At 71.9% G+C, this 22,235-nt stretch carries 22 protein-coding genes and 1 pseudogene; 15 read left to right on the top strand and 8 right to left on the bottom strand.

The genetic code is table 11. The features are described 5' to 3' along the window. Window position 1: 1 nt before the first annotated feature. A complete protein-coding gene (gene kdpF, locus ACIPPM_RS18585; protein WP_009326374.1) occupies window positions 2–91 on the bottom strand; it encodes a K(+)-transporting ATPase subunit F in 90 nt (29 codons plus the stop codon). 437 nt (window positions 92–528) lie between these two features. Between kdpF and ACIPPM_RS18580 the strand changes: the two genes are divergently transcribed. The 7 genes and pseudogenes from ACIPPM_RS18580 (at window position 529) to ACIPPM_RS18550 (ending at window position 8,338) form a co-directional block, all read left to right on the top strand. Continuing rightward, window positions 529–1,833, top strand: a complete 1,305-nt coding sequence (locus tag ACIPPM_RS18580; RefSeq protein ID WP_401448839.1) for an NUDIX domain-containing protein — start codon at window positions 529–531, stop codon at window positions 1,831–1,833. A gap of 81 nt (window positions 1,834–1,914) precedes the next feature. Then, a complete protein-coding gene (locus ACIPPM_RS18575; RefSeq protein ID WP_401448837.1) occupies window positions 1,915–2,949 on the top strand; it encodes a GNAT family N-acetyltransferase in 1,035 nt (344 codons plus the stop codon). A gap of 11 nt (window positions 2,950–2,960) precedes the next feature. Continuing rightward, window positions 2,961–3,625 (top strand): annotated as a pseudogene (locus ACIPPM_RS18570) (M15 family metallopeptidase). A 107-nt stretch (window positions 3,626–3,732) separates the two neighbouring features. Next, complete coding sequence (locus ACIPPM_RS18565; protein WP_401448834.1) at window positions 3,733–5,298, top strand: M1 family metallopeptidase; 1,566 nt, start codon at window positions 3,733–3,735, stop codon at window positions 5,296–5,298. 197 nt (window positions 5,299–5,495) lie between these two features. After that, window positions 5,496–7,481, top strand: coding sequence for an N-acetylmuramoyl-L-alanine amidase (locus ACIPPM_RS18560; RefSeq protein WP_401448831.1), 1,986 nt, complete (start codon window positions 5,496–5,498; stop codon window positions 7,479–7,481). Window positions 7,482–7,556: 75 nt separating this feature from the next. Beyond that, window positions 7,557–7,904: a VOC family protein gene (locus ACIPPM_RS18555; RefSeq protein ID WP_401448829.1), complete on the top strand. Its 348-nt coding sequence runs from the start codon at window positions 7,557–7,559 to the stop codon at window positions 7,902–7,904. A gap of 71 nt (window positions 7,905–7,975) precedes the next feature. Then, window positions 7,976–8,338 carry a DUF779 domain-containing protein gene (locus tag ACIPPM_RS18550; protein ID WP_401448827.1) on the top strand — a complete coding sequence of 121 codons (363 nt, stop codon included), beginning with the start codon at window positions 7,976–7,978 and terminating at the stop codon, window positions 8,336–8,338. Between the two features lie 10 nt (window positions 8,339–8,348). On the opposite strand, the gene ACIPPM_RS18545 is transcribed toward ACIPPM_RS18550, so the two are convergent. The 5 genes from ACIPPM_RS18545 to ACIPPM_RS18525 all read right to left on the bottom strand — a co-directional run bounded on the left by ACIPPM_RS18545 (window position 8,349) and on the right by ACIPPM_RS18525 (window position 12,632). Beyond that, window positions 8,349–8,543 carry a hypothetical protein gene (locus ACIPPM_RS18545; protein WP_031181865.1) on the bottom strand — a complete coding sequence of 65 codons (195 nt, stop codon included), beginning with the start codon at window positions 8,541–8,543 and terminating at the stop codon, window positions 8,349–8,351. Between the two features lie 101 nt (window positions 8,544–8,644). After that, entirely contained in the window at window positions 8,645–9,736 is a 1,092-nt protein-coding gene (locus ACIPPM_RS18540; protein ID WP_401448824.1) for an acyl-CoA dehydrogenase family protein, read from the bottom strand. After that, window positions 9,733–10,914, bottom strand: coding sequence for an acyl-CoA dehydrogenase family protein (locus tag ACIPPM_RS18535; protein ID WP_401448822.1), 1,182 nt, complete (start codon window positions 10,912–10,914; stop codon window positions 9,733–9,735). The genes ACIPPM_RS18540 and ACIPPM_RS18535 overlap by 4 nt, the downstream gene beginning before the upstream one ends. Beyond that, on the bottom strand, window positions 10,911–11,882 hold the full coding sequence (locus ACIPPM_RS18530; protein ID WP_401448820.1) for an NADPH:quinone oxidoreductase family protein: 972 nt from the start codon (window positions 11,880–11,882) through the stop codon (window positions 10,911–10,913). Before ACIPPM_RS18530 ends, ACIPPM_RS18535 begins: the two co-directional genes overlap by 4 nt. 135 nt (window positions 11,883–12,017) lie before the next feature. Next, window positions 12,018–12,632 carry a helix-turn-helix domain-containing protein gene (locus tag ACIPPM_RS18525; protein ID WP_401448818.1) on the bottom strand — a complete coding sequence of 205 codons (615 nt, stop codon included), beginning with the start codon at window positions 12,630–12,632 and terminating at the stop codon, window positions 12,018–12,020. Window positions 12,633–12,711: 79 nt separating this feature from the next. Between ACIPPM_RS18525 and ACIPPM_RS18520 the strand changes: the two genes are divergently transcribed. From ACIPPM_RS18520 to ACIPPM_RS18490, 7 genes are all read left to right on the top strand, one after another. After that, window positions 12,712–14,250, top strand: a complete 1,539-nt coding sequence (locus ACIPPM_RS18520) for an ATP-dependent DNA ligase (protein ID WP_401448816.1) — start codon at window positions 12,712–12,714, stop codon at window positions 14,248–14,250. Continuing rightward, window positions 14,247–14,720 (top strand): NUDIX domain-containing protein, encoded by a 474-nt coding sequence (locus tag ACIPPM_RS18515; RefSeq protein ID WP_401448814.1) that lies wholly within the window; start codon window positions 14,247–14,249, stop codon window positions 14,718–14,720. Before ACIPPM_RS18520 ends, ACIPPM_RS18515 begins: the two co-directional genes overlap by 4 nt. A 76-nt stretch (window positions 14,721–14,796) precedes the next feature. Next, the gene (locus tag ACIPPM_RS18510) at window positions 14,797–16,182 is read left to right on the top strand and encodes an NADP-dependent succinic semialdehyde dehydrogenase (RefSeq protein WP_401448812.1); all 1,386 of its coding nucleotides are present in this window, start codon (window positions 14,797–14,799) and stop codon (window positions 16,180–16,182) included. Between the two features lie 25 nt (window positions 16,183–16,207). Then, window positions 16,208–16,441 carry a DUF6213 family protein gene (locus ACIPPM_RS18505; protein ID WP_031181873.1) on the top strand — a complete coding sequence of 78 codons (234 nt, stop codon included), beginning with the start codon at window positions 16,208–16,210 and terminating at the stop codon, window positions 16,439–16,441. 227 nt (window positions 16,442–16,668) lie between these two features. Continuing rightward, window positions 16,669–17,733 (top strand): type III polyketide synthase, encoded by a 1,065-nt coding sequence (locus ACIPPM_RS18500; RefSeq protein WP_388999209.1) that lies wholly within the window; start codon window positions 16,669–16,671, stop codon window positions 17,731–17,733. Beyond that, window positions 17,730–18,944: a cytochrome P450 gene (locus ACIPPM_RS18495; protein WP_401448809.1), complete on the top strand. Its 1,215-nt coding sequence runs from the start codon at window positions 17,730–17,732 to the stop codon at window positions 18,942–18,944. The genes ACIPPM_RS18500 and ACIPPM_RS18495 overlap by 4 nt, the downstream gene beginning before the upstream one ends. A 7-nt stretch (window positions 18,945–18,951) precedes the next feature. Continuing rightward, window positions 18,952–19,473: a cupin domain-containing protein gene (locus ACIPPM_RS18490; RefSeq protein WP_401448807.1), complete on the top strand. Its 522-nt coding sequence runs from the start codon at window positions 18,952–18,954 to the stop codon at window positions 19,471–19,473. A gap of 84 nt (window positions 19,474–19,557) precedes the next feature. Here ACIPPM_RS18490 and ACIPPM_RS18485 read toward each other — a convergent pair whose 3' ends face one another. Next, window positions 19,558–20,784, bottom strand: a complete 1,227-nt coding sequence (locus ACIPPM_RS18485) for an acyl-CoA dehydrogenase family protein (RefSeq protein ID WP_401448805.1) — start codon at window positions 20,782–20,784, stop codon at window positions 19,558–19,560. Window positions 20,785–20,971: 187 nt separating this feature from the next. On the opposite strand from ACIPPM_RS18485, the gene ACIPPM_RS18480 reads away from it, so the two are divergent. Next, window positions 20,972–21,616: a TetR family transcriptional regulator gene (locus ACIPPM_RS18480; RefSeq protein WP_393602497.1), complete on the top strand. Its 645-nt coding sequence runs from the start codon at window positions 20,972–20,974 to the stop codon at window positions 21,614–21,616. A 16-nt stretch (window positions 21,617–21,632) separates the two neighbouring features. Here ACIPPM_RS18480 and def read toward each other — a convergent pair whose 3' ends face one another. Further along, complete coding sequence (gene def, locus ACIPPM_RS18475) at window positions 21,633–22,172, bottom strand: peptide deformylase (protein ID WP_401448802.1); 540 nt, start codon at window positions 22,170–22,172, stop codon at window positions 21,633–21,635. Window positions 22,173–22,235: the final 63 nt, after the last annotated feature.

Here is a 22,235-nt window from a genome sequence, read left to right as displayed (position 1 = left end):
CTCAGAACCTCTCCGGGAAGATCAGGGCGAGGACGAGATAGCCCAGCAGGGCGACGGCCACGACCAGGCCGACGACGTTCTCGGCGGTCACAGCTTCGTCACCCCCTTGGCGACGAGTGCCACCAGCGCGAAGGCCGCGAGCACGGTGACGACGAAGGCCAGGTCGGCCATCTTGGGACTCCTGAACGGACTCGGGGTCGAAAGGGGAACCCTTCGAGGAAACCCCTGCTCCGAGCGGTGGGAGCCCCGCGTTGACGCTCCTCATACGTCCAGGGCCACGGCTTTGACGGGACTCTGACGGGGGCGCGGGCGCGCCGGGCCGCGGGGGGGCGAGGGCGGGGGGGCAGCAAGTGTGCGCTTCCCTCGATCGAACGAGTTTGGGAACGGCGACCCTTGGCGCACCGGGCCGAGAGGGCGATGGGAACACACGTTCCGGAATTTGCCTCCGCCGAGCCGTGACAAGGCCGGTGTCCGAGGCGTTTTTAGAGCACCAGTTCACTTCCCACTCGGATGGAGGAGGTCGACGACATGAGTACGTTCGCCCCTGGTTCCGCCCACCTCACCTGCCGCGCGCTCGTCATCGACCGCGAGCGGCGCGTCCTGCGGGTACTGGGCCCGGCCGGTGGCCCGCCCGTGCTCCCCGGCGCGCGGGCCGGGGCGGACGACCGCACACTCCTGGAGGTGGCGCTGCGCGCGGTCACCGAGCGGACCCGGCTCACACCGGCCGACCTCTGCCTGACCCCCGAGCTGCTGACCACCCCGGCCCACGTCGAGGCCCTGACCCCGACCCACTACGAGTTCACCTTCGCCCTGTACCTGGCCCACGAACTCCCCGAACCCCTGCCCGACGCCGAGTGGACACCCGTCGACCAGCTCGACTCGGCCGATCCGGGGGCCACATCGAGTGCGGCGGCGCTCGACGGGAGACCGATTCCCGTGAACGCCTCGGCGCTGATCCACGACGGCGAGGGCCGCTATCTGCTCCACCTGCGCGACAACATTCCGGGCATCTGGGAGCCAGGAGCGTTCGCCCTGCTCGGCGGCGGCCGCGAGCCCGGGGACCGCACACTGGAGGACACCCTCCGGCGTGAACTGGCCGAGGAGGTGCCGGGACTCGAACCGGCCGACCTCGAGCCGTACGCCGTCGAGGAGGCCGTCGGCACCGATGGCCTGTGCGTGCCGGTGCAGGTCTTCTCCGGCCGCTGGACCGGCGATCCGGACAAGGTGGGGCTGGCGGAGGGCGTGCTGCTGCGCTGGTTCCGCCCGGAGACGCTGCACCGGCTGCGGCTGGACCCCGGGACCCGTGAACTCCTCCTGCGCCACGCCTCCCGTCCCGCCGCGCCCACTCCGGTGATCCCCCGCCCGGCGAAGGCCCCCGACGCGGGCGGCACGGAGCTGAACATCGTCGGGGTGCATCTCTACGCGGAGGACGACGAGGGCCGTGTGCTGCTGGGCCTCCGCCATCCCGACGCGGTCTTCGCGGGGTCCACCTGGCATTTCCTGGCCGGGCACTGCGAGCGGGAGTCCGCCGTCGCGTGCCTGGTGCGGGAGGCGCTGGAGGAGGCCGGGCTGCTCATCGACCCGGGCGACGTGGAGCTGGCCCATGTGGTGCATGTGCTGCACGGCCCGAGCGCGCGGCCACGCCTGCAACTGGTCTTCCGCGCCCGCCGCTGGCAGGGGACACCCTGGCTGAGGGAGCCGGACAAGTGTCTCGACTGGCGCTGGTGGGACCCGGACCGGCTGCCGGAGCCGCTCGTGCCGTACGCCCGCGCGGCCATCGACGGCATCCGCACGGGCCGCGCCTACTCGGAGATGGGCTGGTGCCCGGCATGAGCGCCACGACCGACGCAATCCGTGGCCGTCTCCGCGGAGTTCGGCACCGGACCGGCTCGCCGCACCCCTTGGAGACGCATCGTGAACAGTGAGACCCTGCGCACCCGCCCCCGCCCCTCCGGCACCGCGCACGCCGCCCGGCCCGCCACGCCCGCCGACGCGGAGGGCATCGTCCGGCTGCGGTCCGCCTTCGTCCTCGCCGAGCCGTTGGCAGAGGAGTGGATCGTCCGCTCCGGCGCCGAGCTGGCCGCCCGGCTCGCTCCCGGTGGCGACGCACGCGCCTGTGTCGTCGACGCCCCGGACGGCACCCTCGCGTCCTGTGCGCTCGCGCTGATCCACCCCGTCCTGCCGGAACCCGCGTCGCCCTCGGGCCGGGCGGCGCGGGTGCACGCGGTCGCCACGCATCCCTCGTGGCGGCGCCGGGGGTACGCCGGGTCGGCGCTGACCGCACTGGTCGACCGGCTCCGGGCGGAGCGGGTGTCGCCTGTGGAAGCGGACGTGTCCGGCGCCTCGGTGGCGCTCTTCCGTGCCTCGGGATTCTGCGGCAGCCTGGCGCCCATGCGGATGACATGGCCCGAGCCGCCGGTCCGGGGCCGGGTGGACGAGAAGACCGGCCATGTCTGGCTGCCGCTGGAGCAGTACGCCGAGACGGTGATGAAGGCCACCGGCTTCGCCTGCCTCCTCTTCACCGACACCCGCGACCGGCCCGTCCAGCTCCACGGGGTCTACAGCGAGACTCATCCCTGGCAACTGGTCGGCGGCACGATGGACCCCGGCGAGCGGCCCTGGGAGACGGCCGTCCGGGAGTGCCGGGAGGAGACGGGAATCGAGCTGAGCGGGCCGCCGAGGCTGCTGGCGACGGTGTACGGCCTGCCCGGCACCGAGTGGCCGTACAGCACGATGGGGCTCGTCTTCGACGGCGGACGGCTGGACGAGGGACAGATCCGGGACATCGTGCTGGACCCGCGTGAGCACGACGAGGTCCGGGTGCTGTCGCTTCCGGAGTGGCAACCGCTGATGCCACCAAGGGACTTCGCGCGGCTCGGCGCGGTGATGGAGGCCCGCCGCACCGGCGTGGCCGCCTACTTCGACGCCTGGGACTGGGGGACGGAGTGAGCGTCGTACTGATGTCGGACCGGCGGGTGGCGGCGATCCCGGTGCGGGAGTGCGGCGAACCGCTGGTCGACGTCCGGGCGCACGGCGCCCTCCGGGCGACCGGCGCAAGCATGATGCCGAGGGCGCCTTCGCGCACCTGCGCCAAGGTGTCCTCCACCGCCTGCTGCACGCCCAGTCGCTCCTGCCGGACGGCCTGCGGCTGCTGTTCGTCGAGGGGTACCGGCCGCCCGCCCTGCAGCGCCGCTACTTCGAGGAGTACACCGGCGTGCTCGGCCGGGACAACCCCGGCTGGACCCCCGCCCGTGTCCGGGAGGCGGCCAGCCGCTTCGTATCCCCGCCCGAGATAGCCCCGCACAGCGCGGGCGCCGCCGTGGACCTGACCCTGATGGACGCCGACGGCCGTGAACTGGACCTGGGCACCCGGATGAACGCCGACCCGGAGGAGAGCGAGGGAGCCTGCTACACCTCGGCGACGAACATCACCCCCGAGGCCGGGGCCAACCGGAACACCCTGGCCACGGCCCTGACCGAGGCGGGCCTCGTCAACTACGCCACGGAGTGGTGGCACTGGAGCTGGGGCGACCGTTACTGGGCGTTCCGGACGGACAACCCGACCGCCCTCTACGGCCCGACCGAACCGGTCCGGGAGTCAGGCCCGACCACCGGCGGACCCTGACCCCGCGCTCAGTCGGCCTACGTGACGGAGCACCCGATTTCATCAGTCGAGCCCTGCCACGCGGGCATATAAGCCGCATACCGCCCGCCCGCTGGCATAGTGCCGCCATGACCCTCACGCCCCGTAAGAACGGCTCGCGGCGGGGCGGTGGCCGCCGGCGCGCGGTCCTCGCGCTGGCCTGTGCCCTTGGGATCACGGGCGGCGTCGTCCTCGCGCTCGACCTGTCCTCGGACGAACCCCGCACGCCTGCCCTGCCCGGCCGTCCCGCCCCCGGCCCGTCGGACGTGCCCTCCCCCGGCGCCCCCGGCATCGGCGACCCGCTCATGCCGCTGGACGGGAACGGCGGCTACACGGTCCGCCGCTACACCCTGGACTTCGACTGGCAGGCGCCCCGGACGCGGTTCGCCGCCGCCACCACGATCAGCGCCACCGCGACCCAGGCCCTCTCCCGCTTCGACCTCGACTTCGCGGGCAACACCCTGCGCGGTGTCACGGTCGACGGCGTGGCGGCGAGGACCGCGCGCGAGGGGGACGAGCTGGTCGTGACCCCGGCGCGGCCGATCGCGCGGGGCCGCGCCTTCACCGTGCGGGTCGCCTACACCGCCGACCCCACGCTGCACCGTCACCGCACCGACGCGATCCAGGACTACGGCTGGGTGCCCACGGCCGACGGCACGGTGCTGTCGCCGCAGCCGAACGGCGCCCGCATGATCTTCCCGGCGGACGACCACCCCAGCCTGCGCGCGCCGTTCACCTTCCACATCACCACCCCGCCCGGCCTGACGGCGGTGGCCAACGGACGGCTCGTCACTCGCGTGCCCCAGCGCGACGGCCGGGTCCGGTGGACGTACGACTCCGAGCACCCGGTGGCCCCGCAGCTGGTCCAGTTGGCCATCGGCCGGTTCGACGTGGTGGACGGCACCGGCCCGCACGGGCTGCCCCTGCGGGACGTGGTGCCCCAGGGGCTGGTGGCGGAGACCAGGGCGTACCGGGCGCTGACGCCGGACCACCTCGCCTGGCTGGAGCAGCGGCTCGGCCCCTACCCGTTCCGGCGGTACGGGGTGCTGGTGGGCGACACCGAGCTGCCGGTGGCGCTGGAGACACAGTCGCTGTCGGTGGTGCCGAGCGCGGATCTGCTGGGGGATCAGGTATCAGCCGAACGCAATCTCGTGCACGAGCTGACCCACCACTGGACCGGGGACAGCGTGGCGATCCGCCGCTGGTCGGACCTGTGGCTGAGCGAGGGTCACGCCCGTTTCTACGAGTTGCTGTACGCCGACACGCGGGGCGGTCCGGACCTGGAGGACATGATGCGTTCGGCCTACGAGCAGCACGACCAGTGGCGGCACGACGACGGCGCGCCCGCCGAGCCGCACGAGGAGGGCCTGTTCCGGCAGATGCGCTACGACGGCTCGGCTCTGGTGCTGTACGCGCTGCGGGAGAAGGTAGGCGCGGACACCTTCGAGCGGGTGGAAAAGGCGTGGGTGACGACGTATCGGGGGCGGGTGGCCGGTACCCGAGACTTCGTCAGACTCGCCTCGAAGGTGGCGGGCGAGGACCTGACGGGGTTTCTGACCCCCTGGCTGTACGGGTCGCACACCCCATCGATGCCCGGCCACCCCGACTGGCGGGTGGACCCGGTCGAGCCGGGCGGGGAGGGCGGGGAGGGGTGAACACCCGCCCGCCACCCGGCGGGTCCGCTGCCGCCGACCGGGTGGCCTGAGCGCGGGGGCTGGTCCACGCCAGTGACGCTCGGCGCGACGCGGCGCGCGAGGCAAGGAAACGTGAGCGGGGTGACATGCGGGGCGCGCCCTCGTTCGCGCCCTGGCCGCATGTCCAGGCCGCGCCGAACCTCGTTGGAGCCAGCCGTATGAGAAAACGCGTCGCCCCCCGCCTGTCCAGTGCCATGCGCGGGCATCGGCGGATCGTCTGCGTGACCGCCGCGTCGGCGGCGCTTCTGGTGCCCCTGCTGATCGACCACTCGGACGACTCGGGCGGTCCCCCCGACCAACGCCTCCAGGACGACTACACCGCGGCGGCGGACGAGTTCCATGTCCCCCGCAGCGTGCTGATGGGGGTGTCCTATCTCCAGTCGCGGTGGGACTCCCACCAGGGCGCGCCGAGTGTCATCGGCGGCTACGGGCCGATGCACCTGGTGGACTCCGCCGGCCCGCCCGCAGCGACTCCCCCGCACCATGTGACACCCCATCCGAAGGTGCAGAAGGCCAGCCCGTCCCCGGCGCAGAAGGCGGCCGAGGACGCGCGGCGCTCCGCCGACCTGCGGCGGGCGGCCGCTCTGGTCGGCCTCCCGGTGGAGCGGCTGCGCACGGACGACGCCGCGAACGTGCGCGGCGGCGCGGCCCTCCTCGCGGCGGCGCAGAAGACGCTCGGCAAGCCGCTCAGCACCGACCCGGCCGACTGGTGGGACGCGGTGTCGCGTTTCCCGGGGTCGACCGACGCCGACTCGGCGGCGACGTATGCCAACGATGTCTTCGACATCATCCGCACGGGCGCGAACCGGGTCACCGACGCCGGTCAGCACGTCGTCCTGGCCGCGAGCCCGCGGGTACGTCCGCACGCCGGGGCGGCGGGTTCGTCCCGGTCGAAGGACGTGGAGTGCCCGGCGGAGCTGTCGTGTTCCTGGCTGAGCGCGCCGTACGTCCGGATCGACGACGAGGCGTACGGCAACCACGACCTGGCCGACCGGCCCAAGGACCAGAAGATCGAGTACATCGTCATCCATGACACCGAGGCGCCGCTGGCCTCGATGCTGCTGACCGTCCAGGACCCGACGGAGGCGTCCTGGCACTACTCGATCCGGTCCAGCGACGGCAGTGTCACCCAGCACGTGAAGACCAAGGACGCGGCCTGGCACTCGGGCAGCCAGTTCGTGAACGGCCGCTCGATCGGCATCGAGCACGAGGGCTTCCTGCGGCAGCCGGACGCCTGGTACACGGAGCAGATGTATCGTTCCTCCGCCCGGCTGGTGAAGTACCTGACCAAGAAGTACGACATCCCGCTGGACCGGCAGCACATCTTCGGCCACGACAACGTGCCCGCGCCGACCGAGGACACCATCCCGGACATGCACGACGACCCCGGGCCGTTCTGGGACTGGCGGCACTACTTCGACCTGCTCGGCGCCCCGCTGAAGGCGACGGCGGGCCCGGACAGCGACACGGTGATGATCCTTCCGGAGTACGCCAAGCACAAGCCGGTGTTCACCGGGTGCGTGGAGAGCGGCGAGAAGTGCGCGCCGCACGGCTCCAGCGCGGTCCGGCTGCACACCGAGCCGAGCGAGGACTCCGCGCTGATCCAGGACCCGGGCCGCAAGCCGGACGGCGACGACACCACGGTGGACGTCAACGACCTGGGTTCGCGGGTGTCGGCGGGTCAGACGTTCGCGGTGGCCGGGCGGCAGGGTGACTGGACGGCGATCTGGTTCCAGGGCCACAAGGCGTGGTTCAAGAACCCGAAGGACCAGCCGACCGCGGTGGGCGAGCGGGCCCGGACGATCACGCCGAAGGAGGGCCGCCAGGAGATCCCGGTGTTCGGGCGGGCGCTCCCGGAGGAGTCGGCGTACCCGGAGGGGGTGGACGAGCAGCAGGAGGCGCCGCTGCCGTACACGATCCAGGAGGGGCAGCGGTATGTGACGCAGTCCGTCGTCCACGGCACCTACGTGGACCGGTCCTCGTTCGGTGACACCCCGGCGCCGGTGGTGAAGGGTCAGGAGGAGTACTACGAGATCCAGCTCGACCACCGGCTGGCCTATGTGCGGGCGAGCGACGTGGACGTGAAGGAGCCTCCGGCGGCCGCCGGTGCGCCGAAACCGGCCAAGCCGAAGTCCAAGAGCTGACACACTGCGGCCGGGCCCGGTTCCCAGGGACCGGGCCCGGCCGCTTGCGTGCCCGACCGGCGAAGGAGTCGTGTGATGTCCGTACGGCGTGTGGTGCCCACCGTCCCGGCGGCGGCGCGGGCGGAGAGCGTGGCGTTCTACGGGGTGCTGGGGCTGGAGCAGGTCATGGACCACGGCTGGGTCACCACGCTGGGCTCCCCCGCGAACCCCACCGCGCAACTGAGCCTGATGGACGAGGACCGCACCGCGCCGGTGGTGCCCGACCTGAGCATCGAGGTGGACGACGTGGACGCGGTGTACGCGGCGCTGCGGGAGCGGGGCGCGGAGATCGTGCATCCGCTGACGGACGAGGAGTGGGGCGTGCGGCGTTTCTTCGTCCGGGACCCCGCCGGTCGCGTGGTGAACGTGCTCGGCCATCGCTGACCGCTGGACTGCCTTCCGGTCAGCGCCCAGACTGGGGGTGTCGGACGCCCCGCTCTTCCTGGACGGTGACCGTGGAAACGCAAGAGAGTCAGCGCGTCGAGTTCACGCCCGAGGCCGCCGCGCTGGTGCGCAAGCTGCGCGAGGAGCATGGTCCGCTGATGTTCCACCAGTCCGGCGGCTGCTGCGACGGCAGCGCCCCGATGTGCTACCCCGAGGGCGAGTTCCGCACCGGCGGCTCCGACGTCCTGCTGGCCGAACTGACCGTGGACGGCGTCCCGGAACCGGTCGGCTTCTGGATGTCGAAGTCCCAGTTCGAGGTGTGGAGCCACACCCGTCTGATCGTGGACGTGGTCCCCGGCCGGGGCAGCGGCTTCTCCCTGGAGGCCCCGGAGGGCGTCCGCTTCCTGATCCGCTCCCGCGTGATCGGCTCCTAGGCCGCGCGCGTCATGGGCGCAGGCCGCTCACCAGGTCCGCCGTGGCCGTGAGGCCGTTGCTGATGGTGGGGGCCATGCTGGTGCTGGCCAGGTAGAAGCCGAGCATCATGCAGACCAGGGCGTGCGAGATCTTCAGCGCGCCGTTGCGCATGAAGACCACGGCCAGGATCAGGAGCAGCAGCACCACTGAGATGGAAACAGCCATCGGAACCTCCTCCGCCACGCCAGGTGTGCGGCGTTCGGCCGCAAGTGTGGCGTAGCGGAGGCTTGTTCCGGGGCGCTGACGTGTCCCCCGTAAGGGTGGTGTCAGGGAGCCTGGAGGTCGGCCAGGCGTGCGAGGGCCTCGCGGTGGGCGCCCGCACTGCCGTAGGCGAGGGAGTCGGCCTTGGCCCGCTTCAGGTACAGGTGGATGGGGTGTTCCCAGGTCATGCCGAGTCCGCCATGGAGTTGCAGGGCCTCCTCGGCGGCGCGGACGGCGACGGGCGAGGCGTAGGACTGCGCCACGGCGACGGAGAGGTCGGTGTCGTGGCCCGTGGTGAGCGCGTCGGCGGCGGCGCGGGCGGCCGCGCGGAGGTTCACCACCTCCAGCCAGAGCTGGGCGAGCCGGTGCTTGAGCGCCTGGAAGCCGCCGACGGGCCGGTTGAACTGCTTGCGCTCCTTCAGGTAGCGCACGGTCTCGGTCAACGACCAGTCCGCGAGCCCCAGTTGCTCGGAGGCGAGCAGTCCCGCACCGCCGCGCAGGGCACGCCGTACGGCGGGTTCGGCGGGGCCTAGGGAGCGGCCGGGGGCGCCGTCGAGGGTGACGGTGGCGAGCGGGCGGGTGAGGTCGAGCGGGGTCCGCAGGGTGCGGGTGACCGCGTCGGCGTCGACCGCGTAGAGGTTGCCGTCGTCGGCCGGGACGAGCAGCACGTCGGCCGCGACCGCGTCCGCGATGGAGGTCAACTCGCCGTGCAGAGAACCGTTCTCGGCCCGCACCCGCGCGAAGGCCGCGCCGGGTGCCGTGGTGAGGGAGACGGCGAGCGCGCCCACCGTGCGGCCGGAGGCGAGTCGCTCCAGCAGCTCGGCGTCGTCACAGGCCAGCAGCGCCTCGGTGGCGACCACGGCACTGGTGAGGTAGGGCACCGGCGCCACGGCCCGCCCCAACTCCTCCAGCACGACGGCGACTTCGCGGTGCGTCGCACCCTGGCCGCCCTGAGCCTCGGGGATCAGCAGCCCCGCCAGGCCCATGCCCTCGGCGAGTTGCTTCCACAGGGCCGGGTCGTGCGGGGTGTCCGACTCGGTGCGGGCGATCACCGCGGCGGGCCCGCAGTGGTCGGTGAGCAGGTCGCGGACGGCGGCGCGCAGCGCCTCCTCCTCCTCGGAGTGGAGGAGGTCGGGCTCGGCGTTCGGCGTGCTCATCGGGCCAGGTCCTTCCAGGGGACGTCCTTGTCGGTGCGCGGTTCGGCGGGCAGGCCGAGGACACGCTCGGCGACGATGTTCAGCAGGACCTCACTGGTCCCGCCCTCGATGCTGTTGCCCTTGGAGCGCAGATACCGGTACCCGGCGTCGCGCCCGGTGAAGTCGACCAGCTCGGGGCGGCGCATGGTCCAGTCGTCGTAGAGCAGCCCCTCCTCGCCCAGGAGTTCGACCTCCAGGCCGCTGATCTCCTGGTTGAGGCGGGCGAAGGCGAGCTTCATGCCGGAGCCCTCGTAGCCGGGCTGGCCGGCGTTGAGCTGCTGGCGCAGGCGTTCGGCGGTGAGCCGGGACACCTCGGCCTCGACCCAGAGCTTCAGCAGCCGCTGGTGCAGGTCGTGGGTGCGCAGTTCGGGGCGTTCCCGCCAGGTCTTCGCGACCGGACCGATCATGCCGCCCTCGCGGGGCAGCCGCATGCCGCCGATGGAGACGCGTTCGTTCATCAGCGTGGTCTGGGCGACCCGCCAGCCGTCGCCGACCTCGCCGAGGCGGTGGCTGTCGGGAATGCGGACGCCGGTGAGGAAGACCTCGTTGAACTCGGCCTCGCCGGTGATCTGGCGCAGCGGCCGGACCTCCACGCCGGGGTCGGTCATGTCGCAGATGAAGTAGGTGATGCCCGCGTGCTTGGGCGCGTCCGGGTCGGTGCGCGCGATGAGGATGGCCCAGCGGGCCAGGTGGGCGCTGGAGGTCCACACCTTCTGCCCGTCGACCACCCAGGAGTCGCCGTCGCGTACGGCACGGGTGCCGAGGGCGGCCAGGTCGGACCCGGCGCCGGGCTCGCTGAAGAGCTGGCACCACACCTCCTCGCCGGTCCACAGCGGGCGCAGGAAGCGGGCCTTCTGCTCGTCGGTGCCGTAGCGCAGCACGGTCGGGGCGGCCATGCCGAGGCCGATACCGATGCGGCGCGGGTCGTTGTCGGGGGCACCGGCAACGGCCAGCTCCTCGTCCACGACGGCCTGGAGGGAGCGCGGGGCGCCGAGCCCGCCGAGGCCCTCCGGGTAGTGCACCCAGGCGAGCCCGGCGTCGAAGCGGGCCCGGAGGAAGTCGAGGCGGTCGGTGGAGGAGGGCGGGTACGCGGCCAGCAACTCCTGCGTGCGGCGGCGCAGTTCCACGGCGTCGGTCATGCGGTGGCTCCGTTCTGCGGCAGGACGGCGATCCGGCCGGTGGTCACGCCGTCGGCGACCCGCTGTACGGCGTCGGCCGCCCCGGCGAGCGGTACGCGCTCGCTGACCAGCGGCTTGATCGCGCCGCGCGCGGCCAGCTCGGTCAGCTCCTCGTGGCAGCGCAGCACCAGCTTGGGGTTCTTGGTGTTGTACAGGCCCCAGTGGAGGCCCACGATCGAGTAGTTCTTCACCAGGGCATGGTTGAGCGCGGGGCTCGGGATGGAACCGCTGGCGAACCCGACGACCACGATCCGTCCCTCGAAGGCGACGAGCTTGGCGGACTGCGCGTACGCCTCTCCGCCTACGGGGTCGTAGATCACGTCGGCGCCCTTGCCGCCGGTGGCCTCCTTGACGGCGGCGATCACGTCCTCGGCACGCCGGTCCACGACCACGTCGCAGCCCAGTTCACGGGCGACGGCGGCCTTGTCGGCGCCGCCGACGACACCGATGACCCGTGCCCCGGCGGCCTTGCCGAGCTGCACGGCCGCGCTGCCGACACCGCCCGCGGCGGCGTGCACGAGCAGGGTCTCCCCCGCCTCCAGGTGGGCGCGCCGGTGCAGGCCGAACCAGCCGGTCTGGTAGCCGATGTGCAGGGCGGCCGCCTCGGCGTCGTCCAGCGCGTCGGGCGCGGGCAGCAGCGCGCGGGCGTCGGCGAGCGCGTACTCGGCGAAACCGCCGTACGGCAGCGCCGGGTTGGCGATGACGCGGCGGCCGTCCTCGGTCTCGCCGCAGATCTCCACGCCGGGGGTGAAGGGCAGCGGGGGCCGGATCTGGTACTGGCCCCGGCAGAGCAGGGCGTCCGGGAAGTTGACGTTGGCGGCGCGCACACGCAGCAGCACCTGGCCCTCGCCGGGCGTGGGGGTCTCCACCTCCGCCAGGCGCATCACCTCGCGCGGCTCGCCGTTCTCGTGCACTTGCCATGCCTGCATGCCGGGCCTCCACGGGACTGCGTCGTCTGAACCGGGGTCCTGGGCATACTAAGCGGTCGCTTGCCGATGAGGGAACAGTCGGCCGAAGAACGGGACGAGGGAACAGTCGACCGAAGAACGGGATGACGGACCCCGTCAGTCCTCCTCCCCGGCCCGCCGCCCCGCCCGCGCCCGCAGATGCATCCGCTCCCCCTGCGGCCCGAACAGGCTCAGGAACTCCACCGGCCCGTCCCACGCCGACCCGAACCAGTGCGGTACGCGGGTGTCGAACTCGGCGGCCTCCCCCGGGCCCAGCACCACGTCGTGGTCGCCGAGGACCAGCCGCAGGCGTCCGGAGAGGACGTACAGCCACTCGTAGCCCTCGTGGGTGCGCGGGTCGGGCTGCCGGTCGCGACGCGGTTCGACCACCTTGTACGCCTGGGGGCCGCCGGGGCGCCGGGTGAGGGGGTAGAAGGTGCGGCCGTCACGGATGATCGGCTCGCTCCGCACCCGCGGGTCACCGACCGGCGGGGCGCCGACCAGCTCGTCCAACGGGACCCGGTGGGCCTGCGCGATGGGCAGCAGCAGCTCCAGGCTGGGGCGGCGCAGGCCCGACTCCAGCCGGGAGAGGGTGCTCACCGAGATACCGGTCGTCTCCGACAGCGCGGCCAGTGTCACGTCCCGCTCCTTGCGGAGGCGGCGCAGTCTCGGGCCGACGGCGGCCAGCACCTCGTCGGTGCTCTCCGCGCCCGCGTCGCTCGTCTCGCTCATGCCCCTCATTGCAGATTCGGCAAGCGGGTTTGTCAATCCAGCAGGTGTGAGCGGGGCCTTCGCGGAGCACCCATGCTGCATGCTGCTCACTCGGCTCGCGGAGGTGTCGGGTCAGGTCGCCGCCACGGCGTCCCGGACCCGCAAGACGGATCTGCTCGCGGAACTCTTCCGGGACGCGGAACCCGACGACGTGCCCGTGGTCATCCCGTATCTCGCGGGAAAGCTGCCGCAGGGCCGGATCGGCGTCGGCTGGAAGGTGCTCGGCCGCGAGGTGCCGCCCGCCGCCGAACCGACGCTCACCGTGCGCGGGGTGGACACCCTGCTGACCGGGCTGGCCTCGGTGTCCGGGGCCGGTTCGCAGGCCGAGCGGGCGCGGATCGTCGACGAGCTGATGGGCGCGGCCACCAAGGACGAACAGCGCTTCCTGCGGGGCCTGCTGACCGGCGAGGTCCGCCAGGGCGCCCTGGACGCGCTCGCCGTGGAGGGGCTGGCCCGCGCCACGGAGGCCGATCCCGCCACGGTACGGCGGGCGGTGATGCTGGCCGGCTCGCTCCAGACGGTCGCCCAGGCGCTGCTGGCCGAGGGCCCCGGCGCGCTGGACGAGTTCCGGCTCACCGTGGGCTGCCCGGTGCTGCCGATGCTGGCCCGCAGCGCCTCCTCGGTCGCGGAGGCGGTGGAGAAGCTCGGGGCGTGCGCGGTGGAGGAGAAGCTCGACGGCATCCGCGTACAGGTGCACCGGGACGGTGCCGAGGTGCGGGTGTACACCCGGACGCTGGACGACATCACCGACCGGCTGCCCGAGGTGACGTCGGCGGCGCTGGAGCTGCCGGGCGAGCGGTTCGTGCTGGACGGCGAGGTGATCTCCTTCGGCCCGGACGGGCGGCCCCGGTCCTTCCAGGAGACGGCGGGCCGGGTCGGCTCGCGGGTGGACGTGGCCAGGGCGGCCGAGGAGGTCCCGGTCTCCCCGGTGTTCTTCGACGCGCTGTCGGTGGACGGCCGGGACCTGCTGGACCTGCCCTTCGCCGAGCGGCACGCGGAGCTGGCCCGGCTGGTGCCGGAGCCGATGCGGGTGCGCCGGGCGCTGGTGGCCGGGCCGGAGGACACCGCGGCGGCGGAGGAGTTCTCGGCCGGGACCCTCGCGCGCGGGCACGAGGGCATCGTGGCCAAGGGGCTCGACGCGCCGTACAGCGCGGGCAGGCGCGGCGCGTCCTGGCTGAAGGTCAAGCCCGTACACACCCTCGACCTGGTGGTGCTGGCCGCCGAGTGGGGGCACGGCCGCCGCACCGGCAAGCTCTCCAACCTGCATCTGGCCGCCCGCACCGCCGACGGCGGTTACGCGATGCTCGGCAAGACCTTCAAGGGCATGACGGACGTGATGCTCGCCTGGCAGACCGAACGGCTGGGCGAACTCGCGGTGGAGGAGAAGAGCTGGGGCGTGACCGTACGCCCCGAACTCGTCGTGGAGATCGCCTACGACGGACTCCAGCGCTCCACCCGCTACCCGGCCGGGGTCACCCTGCGGTTCGCGCGGGTGATCCGCTATCGCGAGGACAAAAGGCCCGAGGACGCCGATACGGTGGAGGCCCTGCTCGCGGCCCACCCGGAGGTCAAGGCGTGACAGTGCGTGCGACGAAGCGCAGTGCGGGACTGCTGTTGTTCCGCCACACCAGCCGAGGGCTGGAGGTATTGCTCGGCCATATGGGCGGCCCGCTCTGGGCCACGAAGGACGAGGGGGCGTGGTCGGTGCCCAAGGGCGAGTACCAGGCGGACGAGCCCGCCTGGGAGGCGGCCCGCCGGGAGTTCCAGGAGGAGCTGGGCCTCGCCCCGCCGGACGGCCCGGCGCTGCCGCTGGGCGAGATCACCCAGCGCAACGGCAAGATCGTCACGGCCTGGGCGGTGGAGGCCGACCTCGACCCCCAGGCCATCGAGCCCGGCACCTTCTCCATGGAGTGGCCGCCCCACTCGGGCCGGGTCCAGGAGTTCCCGGAACTGGACCGGGTGGCCTGGTTCACCGCCGAGGAGGCCCGGCCGTTGATGATCTCCGGACAGAGCACGTTTCTCGACCGTCTGGCGGAGCACTCGGGCTGAACAGGGGACCGATGCGTTGCGGTACCGCATGCCGCGCGCGATGGTCGACGCACACCCCGGTACCAGGAGGTCAGCCATGCCCATCGCCACGGTGAACCCGGCGAACGGCGAGACGGTCAAGACGTACGAGCCGATGGACGACGCCGAGGTGGAGCGCCGCCTCCAGCTCGCCGAGGCCACCTTCCGGACCTACCGGACGACGTCGTTCGCCGAGCGCGCCGAGCATCTGAACCGGGCCGCCGACCTCCTGGAGGCGGACAACGACGAGGTCGCCCGGATCATGACGACCGAGATGGGCAAGCCGCTCGCGCAGGCCCGCGCGGAGGCCGCCAAGTGCGTCAAGGCGATGCGCTGGTACGCCGAGCGGGCCGAGAAGCTGCTCGCCGACGAGGTGCCGGACGAGGCGGACGTGAAGGACTCCGGCGCCTCGCGGGTCCGGGTCGTCTACCGCCCGCTGGGCCCGGTGCTCGCGGTGATGCCGTGGAACTTCCCGCTCTGGCAGGTGATCCGGTTCGCCGCGCCCGCGCTGATGGCGGGCAACGTCGGCCTGCTCAAGCACGCCTCCAACGTGCCGCAGACCGCCCTGTATCTGGAGGACCTGTTCCAGCGGGCCGGGTTCCCGGTCGGCTGCTTCCAGACGCTGCTGGTCGGCTCGTCGGCCGTCGACGAGATCCTCCGGGACGACCGGGTCAAGGCCGCCACCCTCACCGGCAGCGAGCCCGCCGGACGCGCGGTCGCCTCCACCGCGGGCGAGATGATCAAGAAGACGGTGCTGGAGCTGGGCGGCAGCGACCCCTACCTGGTGATGCCCTCCGCCGACATCGACCGGGCGGCGAAGGTCGCGGTGACCGCGCGGGTGCAGAACAACGGTCAGTCCTGCATCGCCGCGAAGCGGTTCATCGTGCACACGGACGTGTACGACGCCTTCCTGGAGAAGTTCGTCGCCGGGATGAAGGACCTGACCGTCGGCGACCCCATGGACGACCACACCGACGTCGGCCCGCTCGCCACCGAGCAGGGCCGGACGGACGTGGAGGAACTCGTCGACGACGCGCGCCGCAGCGGGGCCGACATCCTGTGCGGCGGCCAGCGGCCGGACGGCGTCGGCTGGTACTACCCGCCGACCGTGATCGCGGACGTCGAGCGCGAGATGCGCATCCACCGCGAGGAGGCGTTCGGGCCGGTGGCCACCGTGTACCGGGCGGACGACCTGGAGGACGCGATCCTCATCGCCAACGACTCGCCCTTCGGGCTGAGTTCGAGCGTGTGGACCGAGGACGCGGACGAGATGGCGCACTGCGCGCGGGACCTGGAGGCCGGGGGCGTGTTCATCAACGGCATGACCGCCTCGAACGCCGCGTTCCCCTTCGGCGGGATCAAGCGGTCCGGGTACGGACGTGAACTGTCCGCGCAGGGAATCCGGGAGTTCTGCAACATCACCACCGTTTGGCAGGGAGCGTGAGGATCGCACGGATACGATCCGGTCTGTGAACGGCGAAGTGACCCTCCCTCTGATCGTGGACGAACGTGGTGCGCTGCGGGTGTCGGCGGGCGACGTCAGCAAGTTGCTGCGCAGCGTGGGCGCGAGGTGGGTGCATCTGGTGGAGGCCGGTGAGCGGGGGTTGGACGAGGACACCGTCGCCGAGCTGACGATCGAGTTGGCCAAGCTGGCCGATCGGATCGATGTGGCGTGCATCGCGCATAGCAGTGGGGCGCCGTAGGGGGCTTGGGTACGTGGTGGGGTGCTGCGGCGTCGTGGCTTGTCGCGCAGTTCCCCGCGCCCCTTTTACAGTGGGCCTGAGCTGCGAAAATGAGGCATCGTCACTCTCTGTCGTCCCCGGTTCGGCGTAATTCGGCGCGAGATCGTCGGCCTTCCGGGTGAGTGTGGGTGGACCACCTTCTGACCGGCGGACGAAGGCCCGCCGGACGGCGAAAGCAGGGACCGCTCATGGCGACTTTGTGCAGACCCTCGGTGTCCGTGCCGGAACACGTGATCACCATGGAGGAGACCCTGGAGCTGGCCCGCACGCACCACGCGGACAACCCGCAGCTCCCGCTGGCCCTCCGACTGATCGAGAACACCGGAGTGCGCACCCGGCACATCGTGCAGCCCATCGAGGAGACCCTGAAGCATCCGGGCTTCGAGCAGCGCAACAAGCTGTACGAGTACGAGGCCAAGGCCCGGGTGCCCGCGGTGATCCAGCAGGCCCTGGACTCGGCCGAACTCCTCACCTCTGACATCGATGTCATCGTCTACGTGTCGTGCACCGGCTTCATGATGCCGTCGCTCACCGCGTGGCTGATCAACGAGATGGACTTCTCCAGCACCACCCGGCAACTACCCATCGCGCAGCTCGGGTGCGCGGCCGGAGGCGCTGCCATCAACCGGGCGCACGACTTCTGCTCGGCCTACCCGGAGGCCAACGCCCTCATCGTGGCCTGCGAGTTCTGCTCGCTGTGCTACCAGCCGACCGACCTCGGCGTCGGCTCCCTGCTCTCCAACGGCCTGTTCGGCGACGGCATCGCGGCCGCCGTCGTGCGCGGCCGGGGCGGCACGGGTGTGCAGCTGGAGCGCAACGGCTCGTACCTGATCCCCAAGACCGAGGACTGGATCTCGTACGACGTCCGGGACACCGGGTTCCACTTCCTGCTGGACAAGCGGGTGCCGACCACGATGGAGCCGCTGGCCCCGGCGCTCCAGGAACTCGCGGGCAACCACGGCTGGAACGCCTCCGACCTGGACTTCTACATCATCCACGCGGGCGGCCCCCGAATACTCGACGACCTCAGCAAGTTCCTGAAGGTCGAGCCGCACGCGTTCCGGTTCAGCCGGGCCACGCTCACCGAGTACGGCAACATCGCCAGCGCCGTCGTCCTGGACGCGCTGCGTCGGCTGTTCGACGACGGGGGTGCCGAGCACCGGGCACGCGGACTGCTCGCCGGGTTCGGGCCCGGCATCACCGCCGAGATGACCGTCGGCCGCTGGGTCGGCCGGGACCAGGAGGGGCGATGAGTGACGAGACGCTCACCGGGACCCCGCCTCCCATCCGGGACTGGCCGGTGACCGACCTGGCGGGCACCGACTTCGACCCGGTGCTGACCGAGCTGATGAACGAGGGCCCGGTCACCCGCATCCAGCTGCCCAACGGCGAGGGCTGGGCCTGGCTGGTCACCCGGTACGACGACGTACGGACGGTGACCAACGACCCGCGCTTCGGCCGGGAAGCCGTGATGGAGAAGCAGGTCACGCGGCTCGCCCCGCACTTCATCCCGGACCGGGGCGCGGTCGGTTTCCTCGACCCGCCGGACCACACCCGGCTGCGCCGCGCGGTGGCCGCCGCGTTCACCGCGAAGGGCGTGGAACGGGTCCGGGAGCGGTCGCGGGCCGTGCTGGAGGAGCTGGTGGACGGGCTCCTCCGGGCGGGACCGCCCGCCGACCTCACCGGCGCGGTGCTCAGCCCGTTCCCCATCGCGGTGATCTGTGAGCTGATGGGCGTACCCGCCGCCGACCAGCACGCCATGCACGAGTGGACCCAGCGCATCCTGTCCTCCGCGCACGGCAAGGAGGTCAGCGAGCAGGCCAAGCGGGAGATGAGCGCCTACTTCACGGACCTCATCGGCCACCACGCGCACGGCCGCGGCGAGGACGTCTGCTCGCTGCTGAGCGCGGCCGTGGACCGGGACGAGGTCACGCTGGTTGAGGCGGTCGGTCTCGCCGTACTGCTCCAGATGGGCGGCGAGGCGGTCACCAACAACAGCGGGCAGATGTTCTATCTGCTGCTGACCCGGCCGGAGTTGGCCGAGCGGCTGCGCTCGGACCCGGAGATCCGACCGAGGGCGATCGACGAGCTGCTGCGGTACATCCCGCACCGCAACGCGGTGGGCCTGTCCCGGATCGCCCTGGAGGACGTGGAGATCGGGGGCGTCCGCATCCGCGCGGGCGACGCGGTCTACAACTCCTACCTGGCCGCCAACCGCGACCCGGAGGTGTTCGCCGACCCGGACACCATCGACGTCGAGCGCAGCCCCAACCCGCATGTGGCGTTCGGCTTCGGCCCGCACTACTGCCCGGGCGGGATGCTGGCCCGGCTGGAGTCCGAGCTGCTGGTGGACGTCCTGCTGGACCGGGTGCCGGGGCTGAAGCTCGCCGTGCCGCCGGAGGAAGTCCCCTTCCGTAAGGGCGCGTTGATCCGGGGGCCCGAGGCCCTGCCGGTGACCTGGTGAGCCGGTCATGACGACGACCGAGGGGCTGCTCGTCCCGCCGGGGCACGGCCGGGTGATGGAGACGGCCGCCCAGCGGGTCACGTTCAAGGTCACCGGCACCCACTCGCGGACGGCCTCCACCTTCGAGGTGGAGGTCCCGCCGGGCTTCGACGTGGGCGCCCATGTGCACACCCGCAGCGAGGAGCTGTTCTACGTCCTCGACGGCGAACTCGACGTCCTCGCCTTCGAGCCCCGCATCCGCACCCCCGACAACTGGCAGCGCTGGGAGTCGGGTTCGGGCACCCGGGTGGTCCGCGCGACGCCGGGCACGCTCATCGTCGTCCCGCCCGGCTGCCCCCACGCCTTCGCCAACCCCACCGACACCCCGGCCCGCATGTTCTTCCAGGCCTCTCCCCCACCGGACCACGAGCGCTACTTCGAGGAACTCCTGGAGATCCTGGACGCGGGAGGCCCCCCGGACCAGGAGGCCATCGAGGAGCTGAGAAAGCGCTACGACATAGACCAACTCACCCCGCTGAAACACCGATGAGTGAGCTGGCCAAAGGGGCGCGGGGAACTGCGCGACAAGCCACGACGAACCGTGAGCCCGCAACGCACCCCGCGCCCCACGGCGCTACCGAATCGGAACCCCGGCCAAGGTACGAGCGATCACCAGCCGCTGAATCTCACTGGTCCCCTCGAAGATCGTGTAGATCGCCGCATCCCGGTGCATCCGCTCCACGGGATACTCCCGCGTATATCCGTTCCCCCCGAGGATCTGAATCGCCTGCCCAGTGACCTTCTTAGCCGTCTCGGAAGCGAACAGCTTCGACATGGACCCCTCAGCCGCGGTGAACGGCCGCCCGTTGACGGCCATCCACGACGCCCGCCACACCAGCAGCCGGGCCGCGTCGATGGACGTCCGCATGTCGGCCAGCTGGAAGGCGACCCCCTGGTTGTCAACAATGGGCCGCCCGAACTGCTCACGCGTAGTGGCGTATTCGAGGGCGACCTCGTAGGCGGCGCGCGCCGTGCCGACCGCCATCGCCCCGACGGCGGGCCGGGACGCCTCGAAGGTGGCCATCGCCGCGTTCTTCACCCGCTCACCGCCGGTGCGGGCCCGCTCCCGTGCCCGGGCCAGCCGCTCGTCCAGCTTTTCCTTGCCGCCGAGCAGGCAGGAGCCGGGCACCCGCACGTTCTCGAGGACGACCTCGGCGGTGTGCGAGGCGCGGATGCCGTGCTTCTTGAACTTCTGGCCCTGACTGAGACCGGGCGTGCCCGGCGGGACGATGAAGGAGGCGTGGCCCTTGGAGCCCAGCTCCGGGTCGACCACGGCGACGACGACATGGACGTTGGCGATGCCGCCGTTGGTCGCCCAGGTCTTGGTGCCGTTCAGCACCCACTCGTCCTTGGCCTGGTCGTACACCGCACGGGTGCGCATGGAGGACACGTCGGAGCCGGCGTCGGGCTCGGAGGAGCAGAAGGCGGCGACCTTGACGTCGTTCACGTCGCCGTACATCTGGGGAATCCAGGTGCCGATCTGCTCCTCGGTGCCGTTGGCGAGGACGCCCACGGCGGCGAGGCCGGTGCCGACGATGGAGAGGGCGATGCCCGCGTCCCCCCAGAACAGTTCCTCCATGACCATCGGTATGCCGAGGCCGGTGGGGTCGAAGTGCTGCTGGGCGTAGAAGTCGAGGGAGTAGACGCCGATCTTGGCGGCCTCCTGGATGACCGGCCAGGGAGTCTCCTCACGCTCGTCCCATTCGGCGGCCGCGGGCCGGATCACATCGGCGGCGAAGCCGTGCAGCCAGTCCCGGACCTCCTTCTGTTCGTCGTTGAGCTCCATGGTGAACTCGGCCATGTCCCCTCCAGCGGCGCACGTACGGTGTTACCGGCAAGACGATGTTACTAGCGGTAACCAGAGTCTGTTACCGACGGGTAGGTAAAGTCAACTCCGGATGACGGCTCGGTATCCCGTTCGATGTCAGGGGCGCGGTGGGTGTTAGTTTGCGCAGGCGTCACCGAATCAGCACGGGTGGGGAGACCACATGGACACCACACAGCGGACCGATCAGCAGCGGTCCGCCGACCGACGACGGCGGGAGCTGCTGGAGGCCGCCGACCGGGTGGTGCTGCGCGACGGCCCGCAGGCGTCGATGAACGCCATCGCCGCGGAGGCGGGCATCACCAAGCCGATCCTCTACCGCCACTTCGGCGACAAGGGCGGGCTCTACGCGGCCCTCGCCATGCGGCACACCGACGCGCTGCTCGACTCGCTGCGCGCCGCGCTGGACGCGCCCGCCGAACGCCGTGAGCGGGTGGAGTCCACGCTCGACACCTACCTCGCCGCCATCGAGGCCCGGCCGCAGGTGTACCGGTTCCTGATGCACCCCTCCGAGGGCGGGCAGGGCGGCGACCAGGGCTTCGACGTCGGCAAGCACAGCGCCCCGCTGCTGCGCCGGATGGGCGAGGACCTGGCTCAGGTCATCGAGGAGCGGGTGGACCTCGGTCCGGGCAGTCAGCAGCTGGCCCGGGTCTGGGGGCACGGCATCGTCGGCATGATGCACGCCGCCGGGGACTGGTGGCTGGGCGAGCGCCCCTGCTCGCGGGCCGAACTGGTGCGTTCGCTGGCCGACTTGCTGTGGGGGCGGCTCGCGGCCGCCGGGGACCGCGTGGGCGGTCCGGGCTTCTGACCCGCCCCGGCGGGCCTCAGCCGTGCCAGGGGGCCTTGCGTACCTGCCGGTCCAGCTTGCGCCTGCGGCGGCCCGTCACGCGGTCGGCGTAAACCGTGCCGTCGAGATGGTCGCACTCGTGCTGGAGACAGCGGGCGAAGAAGCCGGTGCCGTCGATGGTGACGGGCTCCCCCGTCATCGTGACACCCTCCACCACGGCGTGGTCGTACCGCTCCAGGCCCGCCTCCAGGCCCGGCAGCGACAGGCAGCCCTCGGGGGCCAGGAACTCCAGCCCGTCGGCGGCGACCAGCCGGGGGTTGACCACATGGCCGAGGTGGCGCACCTCCTCGTCGTCCGGGCAGTCGTACACGAACACCCGTTGATCGACGCCGATCTGGTTGGCGGCCAGGCCCACCCCCTCGTTCGCGTACATGGTGGCGAACAAGTCCTCCACGAGCGCGGAGAGTTCCGGACCGAAGTCGGTGACGTCCCGGGACGGTGCGTGCAGCACGGGGTCGCCGAGGAGGGTGAGAGGCCGGACGCGCCCGTGGGCACCCGGTATCGAGCGGTGTCGCATGGCGGCAAGGGTACGGTTCGTTCGGCCCGCACCGAGCGCGCGAGGGCGGGCCGGGTGGACCGG

Origin of the sequence: Streptomyces sp. NPDC090119, assembly GCF_044747085.1 — a bacterium.
Classification (GTDB): Bacteria; Actinomycetota; Actinomycetes; order Streptomycetales; family Streptomycetaceae; genus Streptomyces.
Note: the sequence above shows the minus strand (reverse complement) of the source record. Positions and strands in the feature narration are given on the sequence as shown.